Origin of the sequence: Nocardioides panacisoli, from assembly GCF_039537325.1 — a bacterium.
Classification (GTDB): domain Bacteria; phylum Actinomycetota; class Actinomycetes; order Propionibacteriales; family Nocardioidaceae; genus Nocardioides; species Nocardioides panacisoli.
In genome coordinates, this window is sequence record NZ_BAABAH010000006.1 from 1 (window position 1) to 17,366 (window position 17,366).

Sequence of the window (17,366 nt, forward strand, 5' to 3'; positions counted from 1 at the left end):
CGCGACGCCGGCGGATGCGGCGATGATGATGCAGCTGGGTGCCGAGGGTGTGTTCGTCGGTTCGGGGATCTTCAAGTCCGGGAACCCTGCCCAGCGTGCGGAGGCGATCGTGAAGGCCACCACGTTCTATGACGACCCCGACGTGGTCGCGAAGGTCTCGCGTGGCCTGGGCGAGGCGATGGTCGGGATCAACGTCGAGGACCTCCCCGCCCCGCACCGCCTCGCCGAGCGCGGCTGGTGATTTAGCGTCACAATCGTGGGGTGACCGCGGACCTGGTGCCGACCTACTGCCCCCTGTGCGTGTCCCGGTGCGGCGCTACGGCCGAGGTGGCGGACGGGAGGCTGGTGACGCTGCGGCCGGACCCGTCGCACCCCACCGGGCAGGCGCTCTGCCTCAAGGGCAAGGCAGCGCCGCAGATCGTCGACCACGCCTCGCGGCTGCTGCACCCGCTGCGACGTACGGCCCCGAAGGGCGCGGCCGACCCGGGCTGGGAGCGGATCACCTGGGACGAGGCGCTCGGCACCATCGCCGACCGGCTCACGGCAACGGCCGCGACCGGCGGCCCCGAGGCGGTCGCGTTCAGCTCGAGCTCGCCGTCGACGTCCGCGATCAGCGACTCCATCGACTACGTGCAGCGGCTCGGCCGCGCGTTCGGGACGCCGAACTTCTCCAACTACATGGAGCTGTGCGGGTGGGGCCGCTTCTTCGCGCCGCTCTACACCTTCGGCGCACCCGTCCCCGGGGAGTACCTCCCGGACCTCGACCGTGCGGGCTGCATCCTCTACTGGGGCTACAACCCCTCGGTCGCGCGGCTGGCCCACGCGACGGCCACGGCGGCGGCGGTCGCCCGCGGCGCGAAGCTGGTCTTCGTCGACCCGCGCAAGGTGGGCATGGCCGCGAAGGCCGACCACTGGCTGCAGGTCCGGCCGGGCACCGACGCGGCGCTCGCGCTCTCGCTGATCCACGTGATGATCGAGAACGGCTGGTACGACGAGGACTTCGTGCGCGACTGGACCAACGCGGCCGACGTGGTGGACGGCACCCCGGTGTGGGACCTGCTCAGGGAGCGCGCGGCGTCGTACTCGCCATCCGTCACCGAGCTCATCACCGGCGTCGCGGCCGCCGACATCGTGGCGACCGCCCGGAGCCTGTGGGAGTCGCGGCCGGTCGCGTTCTACACGTGGAGCGGTCTCGAGCAGCACACGACGACGACCCAGACGATGCGGGCGATCGACGTCCTCTACGCGCTCACCGGCAGCCTCGACCTACCCGGCGGCAACGTGCTCTTCGAGAGGGTTCCCACGAACCCCGTCGACGGCCGCGACCTCATCGCACCCGACGGGCCGCGGACCGTCGGCGCCGAGGAGCGGCCGTTGGGGCCCGCCCGGTACGGCTTCGTCACCGGCGAGGACCTCTACGGCGCTGCCCTCGACGGCCGGGTCCGGGCGCTGATGGCGTTCGGCGGCAACCCGGTGATGGCGCACGCCGACAGCGCGCGCGGCCGCGCCGCCCTGAGCAGCCTGGAGTTCTTCGCGCACGCCGACCTCTTCATGACGCCGACCGGCGAGCTCGCCGACATCGTGCTCCCGGTCGCCTCCGCCTTCGAGTCCGAGGCGCTCAAGGTCGGCTTCGAGTACAGCCAGGAGGCCCAGTCCCTCGTCCAGCTCCGCAAGCCGCTGGTCGCGCCGCGCGGCGAGGCCCGCTCGGACCTGCGGATCGTCTTCGACCTTGCGACCCGCTTGGGCCTCGGCGACCGGTTCTGGGACGGCGACATCGACGCGGCCTGGGCGCACCGGCTCGAGCCGAGCGGGATGACCCTCGAGCAGCTGCGCGCCCGGCCCGAGGGCATCCGGGTCCCGCTGACCACCCGGCACCGCAAGTACGCCGACACCGGCTTCCGCACGCCGTCCGGCCGGGTCGAGCTCTACTCGGCCACCCTCGCCGAGCACGGCTACGACCCGTTGCCCGCGTTCGAGGAGCCGCTCAGCCCGCGCTCCCGGCCGGACCTCGCCGAGCGGTTCCCCCTGGTGCTCAGCTGCGCCAAGTCGCTGTTCTTCTGCGAGACCCAGCACCGCCAGGTCGCCGCGCTGCGCAAGAGCTCACCCGACCCCCAGCTCGAGCTGCACCCCGACACCGCCGCCGCCCGCGGCATCGGCGGCGGCGACTGGGTCTCCCTCCACACCCCCGGCGGCAGCGTGCGCGCCCGGGCCAAGCTCAACCGCAGCCTCGCCCCCGACGTCGTCTTCGCCCAGCACGGCTGGTGGGACGCCTGCGAGGAGCTGGGACTGCCCGGCTACCCGCCGTACGGCCCGAACAGCGCGAACCTCAACCTGGTCCTCCGCCAGACCCCCAGCGACCCCATCAGCGGCAGCTCGCCCCTCCGCGCCGGGGTCTGCGACGTGCGTCCGCTGGGGTGAGGTGGGCGGACTCAGAAACCGAGCTCGCGCCCGATGAGCTCCTTCATGATCTCGTTGGAGCCGGCCCAGATCTTGGTGACCCGCGCGTCGCGCCAGGCGCGAGCGACGCGGTACTCGTTCATGAAGCCGTAGCCGCCGTGGATCTGCACGCAGTGGTCGATGACCTCGTTCTGCATCTGCGAGGACCACCACTTGGCCTTGGCGGCCTCGACGGCGGTGAGCTCGCCCCGGGTGTGGGCGTCGATGCACTTGTCGATGTAGGCCTCGCACACCTCGACCTGGGTCGTCAGCTCGGCCAGCAGGAACTTGATGTGCTGGAACCGGCCGATGGACTGGCCGAACGCCTGCCGGTCCTTCGCGTACTCGATCGTCTCGGCGAGGATCTGCTTGGCGTGGTGGGTGTTCGCGACCGAGCACGCGATCCGCTCCTGGGGGAGCTTCTGCATCATGTGGATGAAGCCCATGTTGAGCTCCCCGATGATGTCGTCGTCGGTGCAGCGCACGTTCTCGAAGAACAGCTCGGACGTGTCGGACTCCTCCATGCCGACCTTGTCGAGCTTGCGACCGCGGCTGAAGCCCTCCTTGGAGGCCTCGATGCCGAACAGGGTGATGCCCTTGGGCCCCTTCTCCGGGTCGGTGCGCACGGCGGTGACGACGAGGTCGGCGGAGAAGCCGTTGGTGATGAAGGTCTTGGAGCCGTTGATGACCCACTCGTCGCCGTCGCGGACGGCGGTCGTCTTGAGCGCGGCGAGGTCGGAGCCGCCGGACGGCTCGGTCATGCCGATGGCGAGCAGGATCTCGCCGGAGGCGACGCCGGGGAGCCAGCGCTTCTTCTGCTCCTCGGTGCCGAGCTCGACGATGTACGGCGCGGTGATGTCGACGTGGATGCCCACGCAGGTCGGCATCCACGCGCCGACCTTCGCCATCTCCTCGTTGAGGACCGCGTTGAAGCGGAAGTCGTCGGCCCCGCCGCCGCCGTACTCCTCGGGGAGCGACAGCCCGAGCATCCCCTGGTTGCCCGCCTCGAGCCAGAACTCCCGCGGCAGCGACTTGTCCTGGATGTACTTCTCGGCGTTCGGGATGACCGACCGCTCGATCCAGGTGCGGGCGGACTCGCGGAACGCCTCGTGGTCCTCGTCGTAGATCTCGCGCTTCATGCGCGGGATTCTACTCGCCGGTAGCCACGCCCGACTCTGTCGCCTCGGCCACACGGGACGGCATCAGCAGCCCGGCGGCGACGAGCAGCAGCGCGCATGCCGCGACCGCGACGAACACCGCGTGCAGGGCCGGATCCAGTACGCCGACCGGCAGGTGCTCGAGCTCGACCTGCTCGGGGCGCGAGCTCCCGAGGCGGTGCACGACGGTGGCGTTCGCGATGGCCCCGAACACGGCGACGCCGACTGCGCTGCCGATGGAGCGGGCGAACAGGTTGGCGCCGGTGGCCACCCCGCGCTGCTGCCACGCGACGGCGGTCTGCGCCGCGATGATGCCGGGGCTGGCGACGTACCCGAGCCCGAGACCGAGCACCAGGCACCCGGCGGCGACCAGCCACACCGAGCTGCCCGGCCCGACGAGCAGCAGCACCGCGCAGCCGAGCACGCCGAACCCGGCGCCGAGCAGCTGGGTGGTGCGGAAGCCCCAGCGCAGGTAGATCCGGCCGGCCGTGGTGGCGGCGATCGGCCAGCCGATCGTGAGAGCGGCCAGCGCCAGGCCCGCGACGACCGCACCGGTGCCGAGCACCCGCTGCGCGTAGAGCGGGACGTACGACGTCACGCCCATCATCACGACACCGACCACGAGGGCGCCGACCATCGCCGCGTTGAGCACCCGCCGCTGGAAGATCCACGGCGGCAGCACCGGGTCGGCCGCGCGGGTCTCCACGAACGCCGCGGCGATGGCGAGCACGGCGGCACCGGTGAAGATCACGAGGCTGGCCGGCGAGTCCCAGGCCCAGCGGATGCCGCCCTCGAGCAGCCCGAGCAGCAGCAGGCCGGCGGACAGCGCCAGGAAGAGGGCGCCCCACCAGTCGATCGGCGCACGCGTCCGCTCGACCGGCTCCTCGTGGAACGAGCGGGCGAGCATCCAGCACGCCAGGCCGCCGAGCGGCACGTTGACCCAGAAGATCCACCGCCAGGACAGCTGGTCGACGAAGAGGCCGCCGAGGGTCGGCCCGACGACGGCCGACACGGCCCAGACGCTGGCGATGTAGCCCTGCGCCACGGCCCGCTCGGCCAGCGAGTAGATGTCCCCCATGATCGTGGTGCCCGCCGGCATGATCGCGCCCGCGCCGATCCCCTGCACCGCACGGAAGGCGATCAGCGCCGTCATCGACCAGGCCAGCGCCGACAGCACCGACCCGCCGACGAAGACCAGCACGCCGAACAGCATCAACGGCTTGCGCCCGACCACGTCCGCGACCTTGCCGTAGACGGGCGTGGTGACGGCCTGCGCCAGCAGGTACGCCGAGAACAGCCACGGGAACTGGGTGAACCCGCCGAGGTCGGCCACGACGGCCGGCACCGCGGTGGCGAGGATCGTCGAGTCGATGGCGACCAGCGCGATGCTCAGCATCACCGACCCCAGGATCGGCCCACGCTCGCTGCGCAGCCCCACCGTCGACCGGGCGGGGCGGGCGGTCGGGATCTGGGGCGCGGTCACGTAACGCCGCAACCGGCGGTCGCCGTAGGGCATTCCCCGGATGTCGGCGAGCGATGAATCGCTGTCGGTGCCATGGTCTGAGATGGGGGCCAGGCCAACACTCACAGCAAGGACGCGATCCATGATCCGTGCTCGGGGTCTCGTGCAGACCTTCCAGACCGGCAGGGGCAAGCAGCGCAAGGAGGTGCACGCCGTGCGCGGCGTGGACCTCGACGTCGCCGAGGGCGAGGTCGTCGGGTTCCTCGGCCCCAACGGGGCCGGCAAGACGACCACCCTGCGGATGCTGACCACCCTGCTCAAGCCGACCGCCGGGACCGCGACGGTCGCGGGCTTCGACGTGGCGACCCAGTCCGTCGACGTACGACGCAGCATCGGCTACTGCTCGCAGGTCGGCTCGACCTTCTCCGGCGCCTACGCCGGCGACGAGGTCGTCGACCACGGGATGCTCTACGGGATGTCCCGCGCCGACGCGGTGGCGAAGGGCCAGGAGCTGTTCGACCGGCTCCAGCTCGAGGGGCTGTGGCGGCGGATGCCGCGCAACATGTCCGGCGGCCAGAAGCGCCGGCTCGACATCGCGATGGCGCTGATCCACTCGCCGTCGCTGGTGTTCCTCGACGAGCCGACCACCGGGCTCGACCCGCAGGCGCGGATCAACCTCTGGCAGCACATCGGCGACCTGCGCGACCGGCAGGGCGCGACCGTCTTCCTGACCACGCACTACCTCGACGAGGCCGACGCGCTCGCCGACCGGATCGTGATCATCGACCGCGGCGAGATCGTCGCGAGCGACACCGCCGACAACCTCAAGGCGGCGGTCGCCGGCGACCTGGTCGACCTCGAGGTGACGACCGACGAGCAGGTCGCGGTGGCGCGCGACAAGCTCGCCAGCATCAGCGACGACGTCGAGGTCACCGGCCACCACGTCCGCGGCCGGGTGCCGCGCGCGGGCAAGGCGGTGCCGGGCCTGCTCCGCGACCTGGAGGCCGCATCGGTCGCGCTGGAGTCGATCGAGGTCGTCCGGCCCACGCTCGACGACGTCTTCCTGACCCTGACCGGCCGCACCCTGCGCGACGCCGAGGCCGCGACCGAGGGCGCGGCCGCCGACGGCGAGACCGCCGACCCCGAGACCGAAGGAGCCCCGTCATGACGACGTTCGCCCGCGAGTCGTTCATCGTGTTCAACCGGCAGCTGCGGATGAACCTGCGCAACCCCGCGTGGGTGATCATCGGCATGCTGCAGCCGGTGCTCTACCTGCTGCTGTTCGGCCCGCTGCTCAAGCCGCTGGTCGAGCAGCTCGGCGGCAACGCCTACACCTGGTTCGTGCCCGGGATGCTGGTCCAGCTCGGCATCTTCGGCGCGTTCTTCGCCGGGTTCTCGCTGATCGGCGAGTGGCGCGAGGGCGTGATCGAGGCCGAGCGGGTGACCCCGGCCCACCGGTCGGCGCTGCTCGCCGGCCGGCTGCTGCGCGACCTGCTCCAGCTCTTCGTGCAGGCGGTGATCCTCGTCGCGCTCGGCCTGGTCCTCGGGATGGACGCGTCCGCGCCCGGCATCGCCCTCGGCGTCCTGCTCACCCTGCTCCTCGGCGGCTCGTGCGCGGCGGCGTCCAACGCCCTCGCGCTGACGACCAAGAGCGAGGACGTGATGGCCCCGGTCATCAACGTCGTGATGATGCCGGTGCTGCTGCTGAGCGGGATCCTGCTGCCGATGAGCCTCGGCGCGGGCTGGCTGGAGCGGCTCAGCGACTTCATGCCGATCAAGCACGTGGTCGACGCGGTGCGCTCGTCGTTCTTCGGCGACTTCGACACCTCGATGCTGTGGGGCGTCGGCTGGACCGTCGCGCTGTTCGCGCTCGCGGTCTGGTGGGGCACCGCGGTCTTCCAGAAGGAGAACGCCTGAGGGGTCGCGGCGTGCTCAGCCCTCGTCGAGCACCAGGTCGACCAGCTCGGCGAGGGCCGGGGTCAGGTCCTGCTCGTGGACCTCGACGTGCAGGCCGGGTCCGTCCACGACGTAGTGGTAGCGGTCGGGCCGCGGCTCGGAGTGCTGCACCACGGCGGGGTCGACCCGCTCGAGCAGCGCGCGGGCCCGCGCGCTGGTCGGATCCTCGGCGGCGAGGTCGACGACACCTTCGGTGACGGCCCCCAGGAGGCCGCCGGTCCGCCGTACGCTCAGGGCGTCCACTAGCCGGTGATCTCCGCGAGCAGGTCGTCCAGGGTGGCCCGGTCTGCGGCGGCCGGCTGGGTGATGCGGTCGACGTCGTTGAACGAGGAGTAGTCGAGGCTGTCGGTCTTCGACTCGTCGATCCGCAGCGTGTAGTGCGGGTCGTCGAGCGCGACGTAGTAGGCCTCCCAGTTGCTGCCCTCGGTGAGCTCGATCTTGATCGTCTCCTTGCCGTTGACCGTGACGGTGCCCGCGGCGGTCGCGGTCGCGTCCTCCCTGCCGTCGCGCTCCTGCAGCCGGTCGAGGTCGCAGATCTTGGTGAGACTGCGATCGTCCTCACCCTTGTCGAACTCTAGCCAGCGGCCGTGCAGCGCGTTGAGCATGAGCTGCGCGGTGGACGCGTCCGTGCCCGCTCCGGAGCTGCTGACCAGGAACTCCTCGTCCGGCTTGACGTAGGTGTGCCCGTCGACGCGGAGCACCTCGATCCGGCCGGCGCCGTCCTCCTGGAGCGTGCCGTGGCAGTCGCCGGCCGACGTCACGTCGAAGTCGACCATCAACCGCGAGCCGCCCTCGAGGAACGCCCCCTGGATGTGCGCCGCCGTCAGCACCTTCATCTCCTTCTCGGAGTCGAGCAGGATGTCGGCCGCGGGCTGGTCCACGAAGGACGACGAGCCGTCGGTCGGGTCCGTCGACGGGCTGTCGCCGCCGTTGCCCACCGCGACGGCCGCGCCGACGCCGACGGCGACGGCCAGCACGGCAGCGGCGCCGATGCCGGCCCACATGCGGGTGCGGGTCGGCGGCCGGGGCCCGCCGGGCGGGACGGTGGGCGCGGGGGTCGGCGGCTGCCAGGCCGGCGGCGGTGTCGTCGGCATCCGGGCGAAGGTCGGCGTACCGGGCTGCGGCGAGAGGCGCAGCGCCGCTCGCAGGTCCGCGCGCATCGCGGCGGCCGAGGCATAGCGCTGGCCGGCCTCCTTGGCCATCGCGATCCGCAGGATCCGGTTCGCGGCCTGCTCCAGCGGACCGCCACCGGGAAGCTGGGGCACGGGGGCGCCGATGTGCCCGCCGATCACCTGGTACTCGCTGGTGCCCTGGTAGGGCGCCGTGCCGCTCAGCGCCACCCACAGCACGCAGCCGAGTGAGTAGATGTCGGTCGCGACGCTGGCCGGAGCGCCGCCGTGCAGCTCAGGCGCCATGTAGGAGGGCGTGCCGACGACGAGGGAGCCCATCCGGGTCGCGGCGGCGTCCATCCGGCGGGCGATGCCGAAGTCGGCGAGGTAGGCCCAGACCGCGCCGCCGCGGATCCGCACCAGCACGTTGCCCGGCTTGATGTCGCGGTGGATGAGCCCGGCCTCGTGCGCGTCGGAGAGACCGCTGGCGACCTGCTCGATGACGTCGAGCGCGTCGCGCACGGGCGGGACGCCGGCCGTGCGGATCAGCCGGCCGAGGTCCCCGTCGATGACGAGCTGACTCGCGATGTAGAGGTAGCCGTCCTCCTCGCCGTGCGCGTAGACCGCGACCACGTGCGCGGACTCCAGGGAGGCCTGCGCGCGCGCCTCGCGGATGAACCGCCCCCGGAACTCGGGGTCGTGCGCCAGGTGCGGCGCGACGATCTTCAGCGCCACCTCGCGCCCGAGGTTCTCCTCGCGGGCGCGGTAGACCACGCCCATCCCACCCTGGCCCAGCTGCTCCAGGATCAGGAACCGCCCGATCCGGTCGCCAGGGACCGGATATCCGGAGGCCGAGAACGAGGACACGCCTCGTTTCTACCCGACGCCGGTGACGATCATGTCTCGGGCGCCCGGCTGATGGGGGTCGGCGGGCTCCTCGCGGAACCCGTGGCGCTCCCACCACCGCCGCAGCGGGGTGGGAGCCCACCAGTTCCAGCGGCCGAGCAGCCGCATCGTCGCCGGCACCATCAGGGCGCGCACGACGGTCGCGTCGACGAGCAGGGCGACGAGCATCCCGACGCCGAGCATCTTCATGAACACGATCCCGCTGGTGGCGAACGCGCCGATCACGACGGCCAGCAGCACGGCGGCGCTGGTGATGATCCGCCCGGTCTTCTGCACGCCGGTGGCCACCGCCTGCCGGTTGTCGTGGGTGCGGTCCCACTGCTCCCGGATCCGCGAGAGCAGGAACACCTCGTAGTCCATGGAGAGGCCGAACAGGATCGCCAGCATCAGGATCGGGTTCGTTGCGTCCAGTGCGCCCGCGGACGTGAAGCCGAGCAGGTTCGTCAGGTGCCCGTCGCTGAAGATCCAGGTGATGACGCCGAACGAGGCGGTGATCGAGAACGCGTTCATGACGACCGCCTTGAGCGGCAGCACCAGCGATCCGAAGGCGACGAACAGCAGCACCATCATCACCCCCACGACGATCATGCCCATCCACGGCAGGTGCGCACCGACGGAGTCGAGCAGGTCGACCGTGTCGGCGGTGATGCCGCCGACCATCGCCGTGCCGCCCTCGGGGTGGATCGCGCGCAGGTCGCGAACCAGGTCCTGGGAGGCCTCGGTCTGGCCGTTGCCCGGCCAGGCCACCCGGACCAGCGTCGCGTCGCCCTTGCGGGCGACGACGTCGGCGGTGATCCCATCCCCGAGGGCGGCCGCATCCGCGACGTAGTCCTGCACGGCGGGCCGGTCGACCCCGCGGAGCAGCACGCTCGCGGTCGAGGTCTCCGGGCCGAAGTCGAGCAGCCGGTCCGCGGCGACCCGGGCGGGCGCGTCGGAGGGGAGCACCCGGTCGTCGACGCTCGCCCACCGCACGCCGAGGAACGGCGCCGCGACGGCGAGCAGGACCACCACGGTGACCGCCAGCACGGCGACCGGCCGCTTCATCACGCCGCGGGCCAGGGCAGCCCAGCGGCCTCCGTCGTCGGCCACGCTGACGGGGCGGTGCCTCAGCCAGGGGAGGCGACCGGCGTCGATGCGCCGGCCGAGGAGGACGAGCACCGCCGGGAGCACCGTCAGCGAGGCCAGCATGGCGATCACGACGGCCGCGATGCCGCCGTACCCCATGCTCCGCAGGAACATCTGCGGGAAGATCAGCAGGCTCGACAGCGCGGCCGCGACGGTCAGCCCGGAGAACAGCACCGTGCGCCCGGCGGTCCCCATCGTCACCCGGATCGCGGCGGCGACCGCGTCGGGATCGTCGGGCCGCGCGGCGAGCTCCTCGCGGAACCGGCTGATGACGAACAGGGCGTAGTCGATCGCGAGGCCGATGCCGAGCAGCGAGATCACGTTGACCGAGAAGACCGAGACGTCGGTGAGCGTGGTCAGCAACCGCACCACCGCGAGCGCACCGGTCATCGCCACCACACCGACCAGCGCCGGCATGGTCGAGGCGACCAGGCTGCCGAAGATCAGCAGCGCCAGCAGGATCACCAGCGGCATCGAGATCATCTCGGCGCGGGAGAGGTCCTCGGAGGTGATCGTGTTGACGTCGCTGTAGACGGCGTACTCCCCCGCGACGTCGGTGCGCAGCCCGGAGCCGTCGGGCGCGGCGAGCAGCGGCTTGACCTCGTCGTAGCTGTCGAGGAAGTCGTCCTGGGTGACGCCCTTCAGCGAGATCACCACCTGCGCCTCGTGTCCGTCCGGGCTCACCAGGCCGGCGCTCGCGGGCGCCGCGAAGTACGGCGTCACGCGCGCCACCGCGTCCGCGGGCAGGCCGTCGACCACCTCGGTGACGGCCGAGCGGAACGCCGGGCTGTCGGCGGTCAGGTCGTCGCTGGAGTAGATCGCGACCACGTCGGCCGCGCGGTTGCCGAAGATGTCGCGCTCCTGCGCGAGCTCCTGACGGCCCTCGGCGCCCGGGTCGTCGAATCCGCCGCGCGACAGGTGGTCGAAGACACCGGTGCCGTAGAGGGCCGCGGCGACCACGACGAGGACACCGAGCGCCAGCACGGAACGGGAGTGACGGGCGACGAACGCGCCCCAGCGGTCGAGCATCGTGGTGCCTCTCGTGGTCTACAGTGAACTCACGTCAGAAGTGTTTACGCCGTAAACCGTAAACGGTGTAAACTTGAGTGTCAACCGTTCTTTCTGGCTTCGAGGAGCACGCGTGTCGACGACCAGCACGCCCACCCGGCGCGAGCGTCAGCGCGCCGCGACCTACGACGAGATCGTCGAGGTCTCCGCGGCGCTGCTCGACGAGGGCGCCGAGCTGTCGCTGCGCGCGGTGGCGGCGCGGATGGGGATGACCGCCCCCGCGCTCTACCGCTACGTCTCGAGCTACCAGGAGCTCGTCGACCTGGTCGCCTTCGAGCTCGACAAGGCGGCGACCGCCGAGTGGGCCGCCGAGGCCGAACGGCTGCCGGCCGACGACCCCGCCGGGCGGCTCACGGTCGCGTGCGCGTCCTTCCGCCGGTGGGCGCTGGCCAAGCCGCGTCGCTTCAACCTGATCTTCGCCAACCCGGTGGCCGATCCCGGGGCCGCGCGGCAGGAGCTGCTGACGCAGTCGTCGTCGGGGCACTACTTCACCGACCTGCTCTGGCAGATCCAGGACCGCTACCACTTCCCCTACCCGTCGCTCGACGAGCTCGACCCGGTGGTCCGGGAAGCCGTCCTGGACCCGCTGATCCCCGCGAAGGCCGAGCACATCGACCGCGAGGACCGCGGCGTGCTGTGGGTCTACATGCGCTCGTGGTCGGCGCTGTACGGCGTGGTGACCCTCGAGTCGTGCGGGCACTGCGACCCGCGCGTGATCTCGAGCGGCCAGCTGTTCCGCGCCACCGTCATCGACTGGCTCGGGCCGCTCGGTCTCGAGGACGAGAGGGAGCGCCTGGTCGGCCTGCTGGACGCGGAGCTCGCGAAGGACCGCTCCTAGTCGACCAGCTGGGACACCCAGTCCGGGACGAGCAGGCCGGCCGGACCGTGCCGCGCCTCGTGGAAGTAGGGGCTGCCCTCGGAGGGCTCGAGGTTGAGCTCGAGCGTGCGGGCGCCGTACACCCGGGCCAGCTGGACGAAGCCGGCCGCGGGGTAGACCGCGCCCGACGTGCCGACCGAGACGAACAGCTCGCACGACGCGAGCGCCTGCTGGATGTCCTGCATCCGGTAGGGGACCTCGCCGAACCACACGACGTCGGGCCGGAGATCGACCGCTCCGCACACCGGGCACGGCGGGTGGTCGGAGAGCGCGCCGCGGAACGGCGTACGGCGACCGCAGGCCCGGCACAGCGCGGACAGCAGCTCGCCGTGCATGTGGACGACCCGCTGGGACCCGGCTCGCTCGTGCAGGTCGTCGATGTTCTGGGTGACGACGAGAAGGTCGTCGCCGACCGCCGCCTCCAGCTCGGCCAGCGCGCGATGGGCCCGGTTGGGCTCGACGGTGGTCAGGGCCGCCCGTCGGGCGTCGTAGAACCGCTGCACGGTCTCGGGATCCGCGTCGAACGCCTCCGGCGTCGCGACGTCCTCCACGCGGTGGCCCTCCCACAGCCCGTCCGGGCCGCGGAACGTCGGCACGCCGCTCTCCGCGGAGATCCCGGCGCCGGTCAGCACGACGATGCGAGGCACGCCGGCAGCGTAGCCGCGGGCGGAAGCGGGCGCCGTCCGCTCCCGCGCCGGGTTTGGGAACGTGCACAGCGGGTACCAACCGCCGCGAGCCGCGCGCTGCACGACCCTTCCGGACGACGCCGCGGATCCGAAGCGTCAAAGAGCGGCGCCGGAGCAGAACCTTCCCCCAGGAGCGCGTCGTCATGCAGACGAGTCACCCCGAGCAGATCAGCGACGATCCCACCGACCCCCGCAACCAGGCGCTGGTACACCAGTACATCCGGATCTTCGGCCGGACGCCGACCGACGTCGAGCTCGAGCGCTACGCCCGCGCGAAGGCCCGGGTGGCGAACCGCGAGCCGATCAAGCTGCGCGTGGCCCGGCTGATCAGCCGGGTCTGAGCCGTCAGCCCCGCCAGGTGCCCCGCTGCCTGGCCTCGGAGAGCCGGGCGGCGGCTTCCTCGCCGTCGCGCCGCGCCTCCTCCTCGCTGCCGCACCCGCCACCCTCGTGGGCGACGAGCCCCCACCGGCTGAGGACGCGCCACTCCCACAGCCAGTGATCTGCGGCCAGCAGGCACTGGCGAACCTCGACCCGGTACATGTGCTCGCCTCCCCTCGGGCATCGGCGCCCGTCCGCGCCTCGGACCACGCTAGGTCGACATATCGGCGCGCGCGGCGAATCGCACGAATCCTCGGGCACCCGACACGTCCGCAGGTCCCCGATCGGGGCCCGCCGCACCGATAGCGTCGCCGTCGACCAGGCACGCAGGCAGAGGGGAACTGACGGGTGCGGCCAGCCACGCGGGCTGAGCGTTGGAAGGGCCCACCACCGCTCCTGGTGGTGGCCACCGTCGCCGCTTTCCTCGTGGCCCCGCTCGTGAGCAACAACGACCCCGCGACCGCGGACTCCGCCGCTCGGACGGTTGCCGCCACGACCCACGACGTGCCGGAGCTCTCCCGCGACGACTCCCGTCCGTCGGTGCAACCGACGAAGCACGACCAGTCCCCGGCACCGAAGGCGGCGCCCAAGAAGCCCGTGATCCGCCCGACGACCATCGGGGTCGCCAGCTTCAACGAGTGGGGCGAGCTCCCGATGTCCGAGCTGCTCTCCGACGCGCATCGGATCACCAGCCTGCCGACCGTCGACATCATCGGCTGGCAGGAGGGCATCCGGAGCCACCCGGTGTTCGCCCAGCTCGAGCAGCGCGGCTGGGTGACCCGCCAGCTTCCCGGGCACGCCCGCGAGCTCGCCGTCTCGTGGCGGAAGAAGGACTTCGCGCTCGTGTCGGCGTCCTACCGGCTCGTCGCGCACGGTGTCGACCACGCCTACGGCCGCTACCCGTTCGGCAACCGCTACGTCCAGCGCGTGACGCTGCGGCAGCGCGCCTCGGGGCAGCTGATCACCGTCCTCAACACCCACCTGCCGCAGAAGATCGAGGACCTCGACCACCCGGGGCACTGGCTGCAGACCAGCAACGCCGCCCGGGCCCGGTTCCAGCTCGCGCGGATGATCCGCGACTGGAACGCGGCGCCCGGCCGCTGGGTCGTCGGCACCGGCGACTACAACTTCGACGCTCGCGCCGACCGGCGTGAGAACCCCAAGGGCGGCCCGCGCCGGACGCTGGGCCCGGTCGCGGTCTCGTCGTACGGCGCACTGGGCTTCGACGGCATCGGGCCGTCCCACCCGCCGACCGGGCGGTACGTCGACTACGTGCTGGCAGCCCGGCCCGATCTGCACGCCGGCCACCTGGGCTTCGTCGGGCAGCGGGTCATCGGCGGCCTCTACTCCGACCACAACGCGCTGCTCGCGCGGATCAGGCTGAGCTGAGCGCGGCGCGGCGGCGTCAGAGGACGGTACGACCCTCAGTGCACTCCACGCAGGTCCACCACTGCACCGCCACCGAGCCGTCGGCGACCTGGGTGACCGGACCCGGGACGTGGTCGGTCTCCCTCGCGCACCAGAGGCACTCGGCCTTCCTGGTCGCTCGACCGCGATCGGTGTCGCGGGCGTCCCTGCGAATGCGAGCGGCGACTGTCAGGGGGTTCGGAGGACCGGCAGTCCGGTCCGACCCATCCGTTATCGCCGGCACATAGCGAAAGTAGGCGCCGCCGAACCTCGCGCGGTAGCCGCTGAGCGACAACCTCGATGGCCGCTCAGCGAAGCCGACGCAGCGTCGTCCCCGGCGTCTCGCCGTACGCCTGCTGGTACGCCTGGCCGAACCGGCCCTGGTTGGCGAAGCCCCACCGGAGCGCGATGCCCACGACGGTGGCACCGTCACCGGGCTGCGCGGCGGACAGCTCGCGACGCGCCCGGGCCATCCGCACGCTGCGCAGGTAGCCCATCGGGGTGGTGTCGAGGTGGCGCCGGAACGCCAGCTGCAGCGAACGGATGCTCACGTGGGCCGCGGCCGCAACCGCGGCCGGCGACAGGTCGGCGTCGGCGTTCGCGTCGATATAGGCCACAGCACGGCGGAGCGCCGCGGGCCGCGCGTCCCGCCCGTCGGCGATCGACGGTCCTGCGGTCGAGCTGTTCGGGAAGGCAGCCAGGACCTGCGCCGCCAGGTACCGCACCGCGGACCCGCGCACGAGCTCGCTCGCCGCTGCCGCGGGGTCCGAGAGCACGACGTGGTCGACATGGTCGATCGCCGCTCGCAGCCGGCCGATCGCGGCGCTGTCGACCGGACGGTGGCCCAGCAGCTCGACGGTGTCATGACCGCGCGCCGGGGACGCGACATGGGTCAGGACCACCGGGTCGATCATCGTGATCGTGTAGCGCGCGCGGCTGACGGTCCCCGCGTAGCCCCGGTCCGGCGGCGAGAGCGAGAAGAGGTCGCCGGCGCCGAAGTCCTCGACGGCGGTCCCGTCCGGCCCGTGGGAGTCGATCGAGCCCGACTGCATGTCGCACAGGCAGATCCGGCCGAGCGGCTCGCCGTCGTAGGCCATCTCGAACCCGATGTCGAGGCGGTCGATCGTGACCTCCTGCGACGCCGCGCGGGCGACCCGCGTCGTCACCTGCTCCGAGCCGCTGCCGATCTGCATCGGGGCGTAGTGAGCGCTGAGGAACTCCTCGGTCTGCTCGAGGTCGTCGCTCTCGAACACCAGCATCCAGGACCTCCTCGGTCAGATCCTCGACTGTAGCGCTGCCGCGGATGTCCCTCTAGGACAGCACCGCGTCGACGGTCTTCTTCAGGGCGCTGGGCTGGGAGGGACGCTTCGGCGCCTTCTTGCGCGCCTGCTCCATCTCGGCACCGATCTCCTGGAGCGTCTTGCGGCCGAGGCCTTCGCGCACCTTGGGGAACCAGTCGCTCTCCTCCTCCTCGATGTGGTGCGTGACGCTCTCGATGAGGACGGTCGTCTTGGCGTCGAACCGCTCCGCGTCGGGCTTCATGCCGGCGAGCTCCACAACCAGCACGTCGGCGACGTGGTGCTCCTCGTAGGACTCGAGAACGTCGTCCTCGAGGTCGGGCAGCAGCTCGCGCACCCGCGGGTACATGACCTCGTTCTCGATGTAGGTGTGCACGGTCAGGAGCTCGATGATCCTGTCGACCAGCTTCCCCTTGCGCGCCGTCGCGTTCTCGCCCGCCTGCTGGAACTCGCGGAAGAGGCGGCGGATCTCCTTGTGGTCCTGCTTCAGCAGGACGATGGCATCGGTGGACATGCCGGGGAGGTACCCAGCTGCGTCAGTAGTACCAGGGGTAGGGCGACCAGTCCGGCTCGCGCTTCTCGAGGAACTGGTCGCGGCCCTCCTGGGCCTCGTCGGTCATGTAGGCGAGCCGCGTCGTCTCACCCGCGAAGAGCTGCTGCCCGACGAGGCCGTCGTCGGGGAGGTTGAAGGCGTACTTGAGCATCCGCATCGCGGTGGGGCTCTTGCCGTTGATGATCCGGCCCCACTCCAGCGCGGTCGCCTCGAGCTCGGCGTGCGGTACGGCGCGGTTGACGGTGCCCATCCGCATGCCGTCCGCGGCGTCGTACTCCTGGGCGAGGAAGAAGATCTCGCGCGCGAACTTCTGCCCCACCTGGCGGGCGAGGTACGCCGACCCGTAGCCGCCGTCGAACGAGCCGACGTCGGCGTCGGTCTGCTTGAACCGCGCGTGCTCGGCGCTGGCGAGGGTGAGGTCGGCGACGACGTGCAGGCTGTGCCCGCCGCCGGCCGCCCAGCCGGGGACGACGCAGATGACGATCTTGGGCATGAACCGGATCAGCCGCTGGCACTCCAGGATGTGCAGCCGCGCGAGCCGGGCCTTGTCGATCGGGCTCGGCTCCTCTGCGCCGGTCTTCGACGCTCCGTCGGCGACGGCAGCGCCGTCCTCGTACTGGTAGCCGGCCTTGCCGCGGATCCGTTGGTCGCCGCCGGTGCAGAAGCTGCGCTTGCCGTTCTTGGCGCTCGGACCGTTGCCGGTGAGGAGGACGCAGCCGACGTCGGCCGAGGTGCGCGCGTGCTCCAGGGTGCGCAACAGCTCGTCGACCGTGTGCGGCCGGAAGGCGTTGAGCACGTCGGGCCGGTCGAACGCGATCCGCACCGTCCCGTGCTCCCTGGCCCGGTGGTAGGTGAGGTCGGTGAGGTCGTCGAACCCCGGCACCTCGTCCCACCGCTCGGGGTCGAACGTCTCGCTCACGCCCTCGATCGCGCTCATGGCGCGAGGCT

General features: G+C 71.7%; 16 protein-coding genes and 1 pseudogene. 7 read left to right on the top strand and 10 right to left on the bottom strand.

What is annotated here, in order from left to right; translation table 11 throughout:
• Both ABD709_RS10105 and ABD709_RS10110 read left to right on the top strand, forming a co-directional pair.
• Positions 1–241, top strand: a pseudogene (locus ABD709_RS10105) (pyridoxal 5'-phosphate synthase lyase subunit PdxS); the annotation flags it as partial.
• A 20-nt stretch (positions 242–261) separates the two neighbouring features.
• Positions 262–2,418 carry a molybdopterin-containing oxidoreductase family protein gene (locus tag ABD709_RS10110; RefSeq protein ID WP_344774922.1) on the top strand — a complete coding sequence of 719 codons (2,157 nt, stop codon included), beginning with the start codon at positions 262–264 and terminating at the stop codon, positions 2,416–2,418.
• A gap of 11 nt (positions 2,419–2,429) precedes the next feature.
• Here ABD709_RS10110 and ABD709_RS10115 read toward each other — a convergent pair whose 3' ends face one another.
• Positions 2,430–3,575 (bottom strand): acyl-CoA dehydrogenase family protein, encoded by a 1,146-nt coding sequence (locus ABD709_RS10115; protein ID WP_344774924.1) that lies wholly within the window; start codon positions 3,573–3,575, stop codon positions 2,430–2,432.
• Positions 3,576–3,585: 10 nt separating this feature from the next.
• A complete protein-coding gene (locus ABD709_RS10120) occupies positions 3,586–5,076 on the bottom strand; it encodes an MFS transporter (RefSeq protein ID WP_344774926.1) in 1,491 nt (496 codons plus the stop codon).
• Between the two features lie 121 nt (positions 5,077–5,197).
• Here ABD709_RS10120 and ABD709_RS10125 point away from each other — a divergent pair, with 121 nt between their 5' ends.
• Positions 5,198–6,223: an ATP-binding cassette domain-containing protein gene (locus ABD709_RS10125; protein ID WP_344774928.1), complete on the top strand. Its 1,026-nt coding sequence runs from the start codon at positions 5,198–5,200 to the stop codon at positions 6,221–6,223.
• On the top strand, positions 6,220–6,972 hold the full coding sequence (locus ABD709_RS10130) for an ABC transporter permease (protein ID WP_344774930.1): 753 nt from the start codon (positions 6,220–6,222) through the stop codon (positions 6,970–6,972). Before ABD709_RS10125 ends, ABD709_RS10130 begins: the two co-directional genes overlap by 4 nt.
• A gap of 15 nt (positions 6,973–6,987) precedes the next feature.
• On the opposite strand, the gene ABD709_RS10135 is transcribed toward ABD709_RS10130, so the two are convergent.
• Genes ABD709_RS10135 through ABD709_RS10145 form a run of 3 tightly spaced genes read right to left on the bottom strand, consistent with a single transcriptional unit; the run spans position 6,988 to position 11,180 of the window.
• Positions 6,988–7,254, bottom strand: coding sequence for a protealysin inhibitor emfourin (locus tag ABD709_RS10135; RefSeq protein WP_344774932.1), 267 nt, complete (start codon positions 7,252–7,254; stop codon positions 6,988–6,990).
• Positions 7,254–8,987, bottom strand: a complete 1,734-nt coding sequence (locus tag ABD709_RS10140; RefSeq protein WP_344774934.1) for a serine/threonine-protein kinase — start codon at positions 8,985–8,987, stop codon at positions 7,254–7,256. Before ABD709_RS10140 ends, ABD709_RS10135 begins: the two co-directional genes overlap by 1 nt.
• A gap of 9 nt (positions 8,988–8,996) precedes the next feature.
• Positions 8,997–11,180, bottom strand: coding sequence for an MMPL family transporter (locus ABD709_RS10145; protein ID WP_344774936.1), 2,184 nt, complete (start codon positions 11,178–11,180; stop codon positions 8,997–8,999).
• Positions 11,181–11,292: 112 nt separating this feature from the next.
• On the opposite strand from ABD709_RS10145, the gene ABD709_RS10150 reads away from it, so the two are divergent.
• Positions 11,293–12,057 (top strand): TetR/AcrR family transcriptional regulator, encoded by a 765-nt coding sequence (locus tag ABD709_RS10150; protein ID WP_344774938.1) that lies wholly within the window; start codon positions 11,293–11,295, stop codon positions 12,055–12,057.
• Here ABD709_RS10150 and ABD709_RS10155 read toward each other — a convergent pair.
• The gene (locus ABD709_RS10155) at positions 12,054–12,743 is read right to left on the bottom strand and encodes an NAD-dependent deacylase (RefSeq protein WP_344774940.1); all 690 of its coding nucleotides are present in this window, start codon (positions 12,741–12,743) and stop codon (positions 12,054–12,056) included. The two genes, ABD709_RS10150 and ABD709_RS10155, sit on opposite strands and share 4 nt — an antisense overlap.
• 182 nt (positions 12,744–12,925) lie before the next feature.
• Between ABD709_RS10155 and ABD709_RS10160 the strand changes: the two genes are divergently transcribed.
• Complete coding sequence (locus ABD709_RS10160; protein ID WP_344774942.1) at positions 12,926–13,123, top strand: hypothetical protein; 198 nt, start codon at positions 12,926–12,928, stop codon at positions 13,121–13,123.
• A gap of 4 nt (positions 13,124–13,127) precedes the next feature.
• Here ABD709_RS10160 and ABD709_RS10165 read toward each other — a convergent pair whose 3' ends face one another.
• The gene (locus ABD709_RS10165; protein WP_344774944.1) at positions 13,128–13,322 is read right to left on the bottom strand and encodes a hypothetical protein; all 195 of its coding nucleotides are present in this window, start codon (positions 13,320–13,322) and stop codon (positions 13,128–13,130) included.
• 237 nt (positions 13,323–13,559) lie between these two features.
• On the opposite strand from ABD709_RS10165, the gene ABD709_RS10170 reads away from it, so the two are divergent.
• Positions 13,560–14,549, top strand: coding sequence for an exonuclease/endonuclease/phosphatase family protein (locus ABD709_RS10170; RefSeq protein ID WP_344774946.1), 990 nt, complete (start codon positions 13,560–13,562; stop codon positions 14,547–14,549).
• Positions 14,550–14,875: 326 nt separating this feature from the next.
• Here the strand turns inward: ABD709_RS10170 and ABD709_RS10175 are convergent, their stop codons facing one another.
• Genes ABD709_RS10175 through ABD709_RS10185 form a run of 3 tightly spaced genes read right to left on the bottom strand, consistent with a single transcriptional unit; the run spans position 14,876 to position 17,355 of the window.
• Positions 14,876–15,826, bottom strand: a complete 951-nt coding sequence (locus tag ABD709_RS10175) for an AraC family transcriptional regulator (RefSeq protein ID WP_344774948.1) — start codon at positions 15,824–15,826, stop codon at positions 14,876–14,878.
• A gap of 52 nt (positions 15,827–15,878) precedes the next feature.
• Positions 15,879–16,379, bottom strand: coding sequence for a hemerythrin domain-containing protein (locus tag ABD709_RS10180; protein WP_344774950.1), 501 nt, complete (start codon positions 16,377–16,379; stop codon positions 15,879–15,881).
• A gap of 22 nt (positions 16,380–16,401) precedes the next feature.
• Positions 16,402–17,355: a 1,4-dihydroxy-2-naphthoyl-CoA synthase gene (locus ABD709_RS10185; RefSeq protein ID WP_344774952.1), complete on the bottom strand. Its 954-nt coding sequence runs from the start codon at positions 17,353–17,355 to the stop codon at positions 16,402–16,404.
• Positions 17,356–17,366 lie beyond the last annotated feature (11 nt).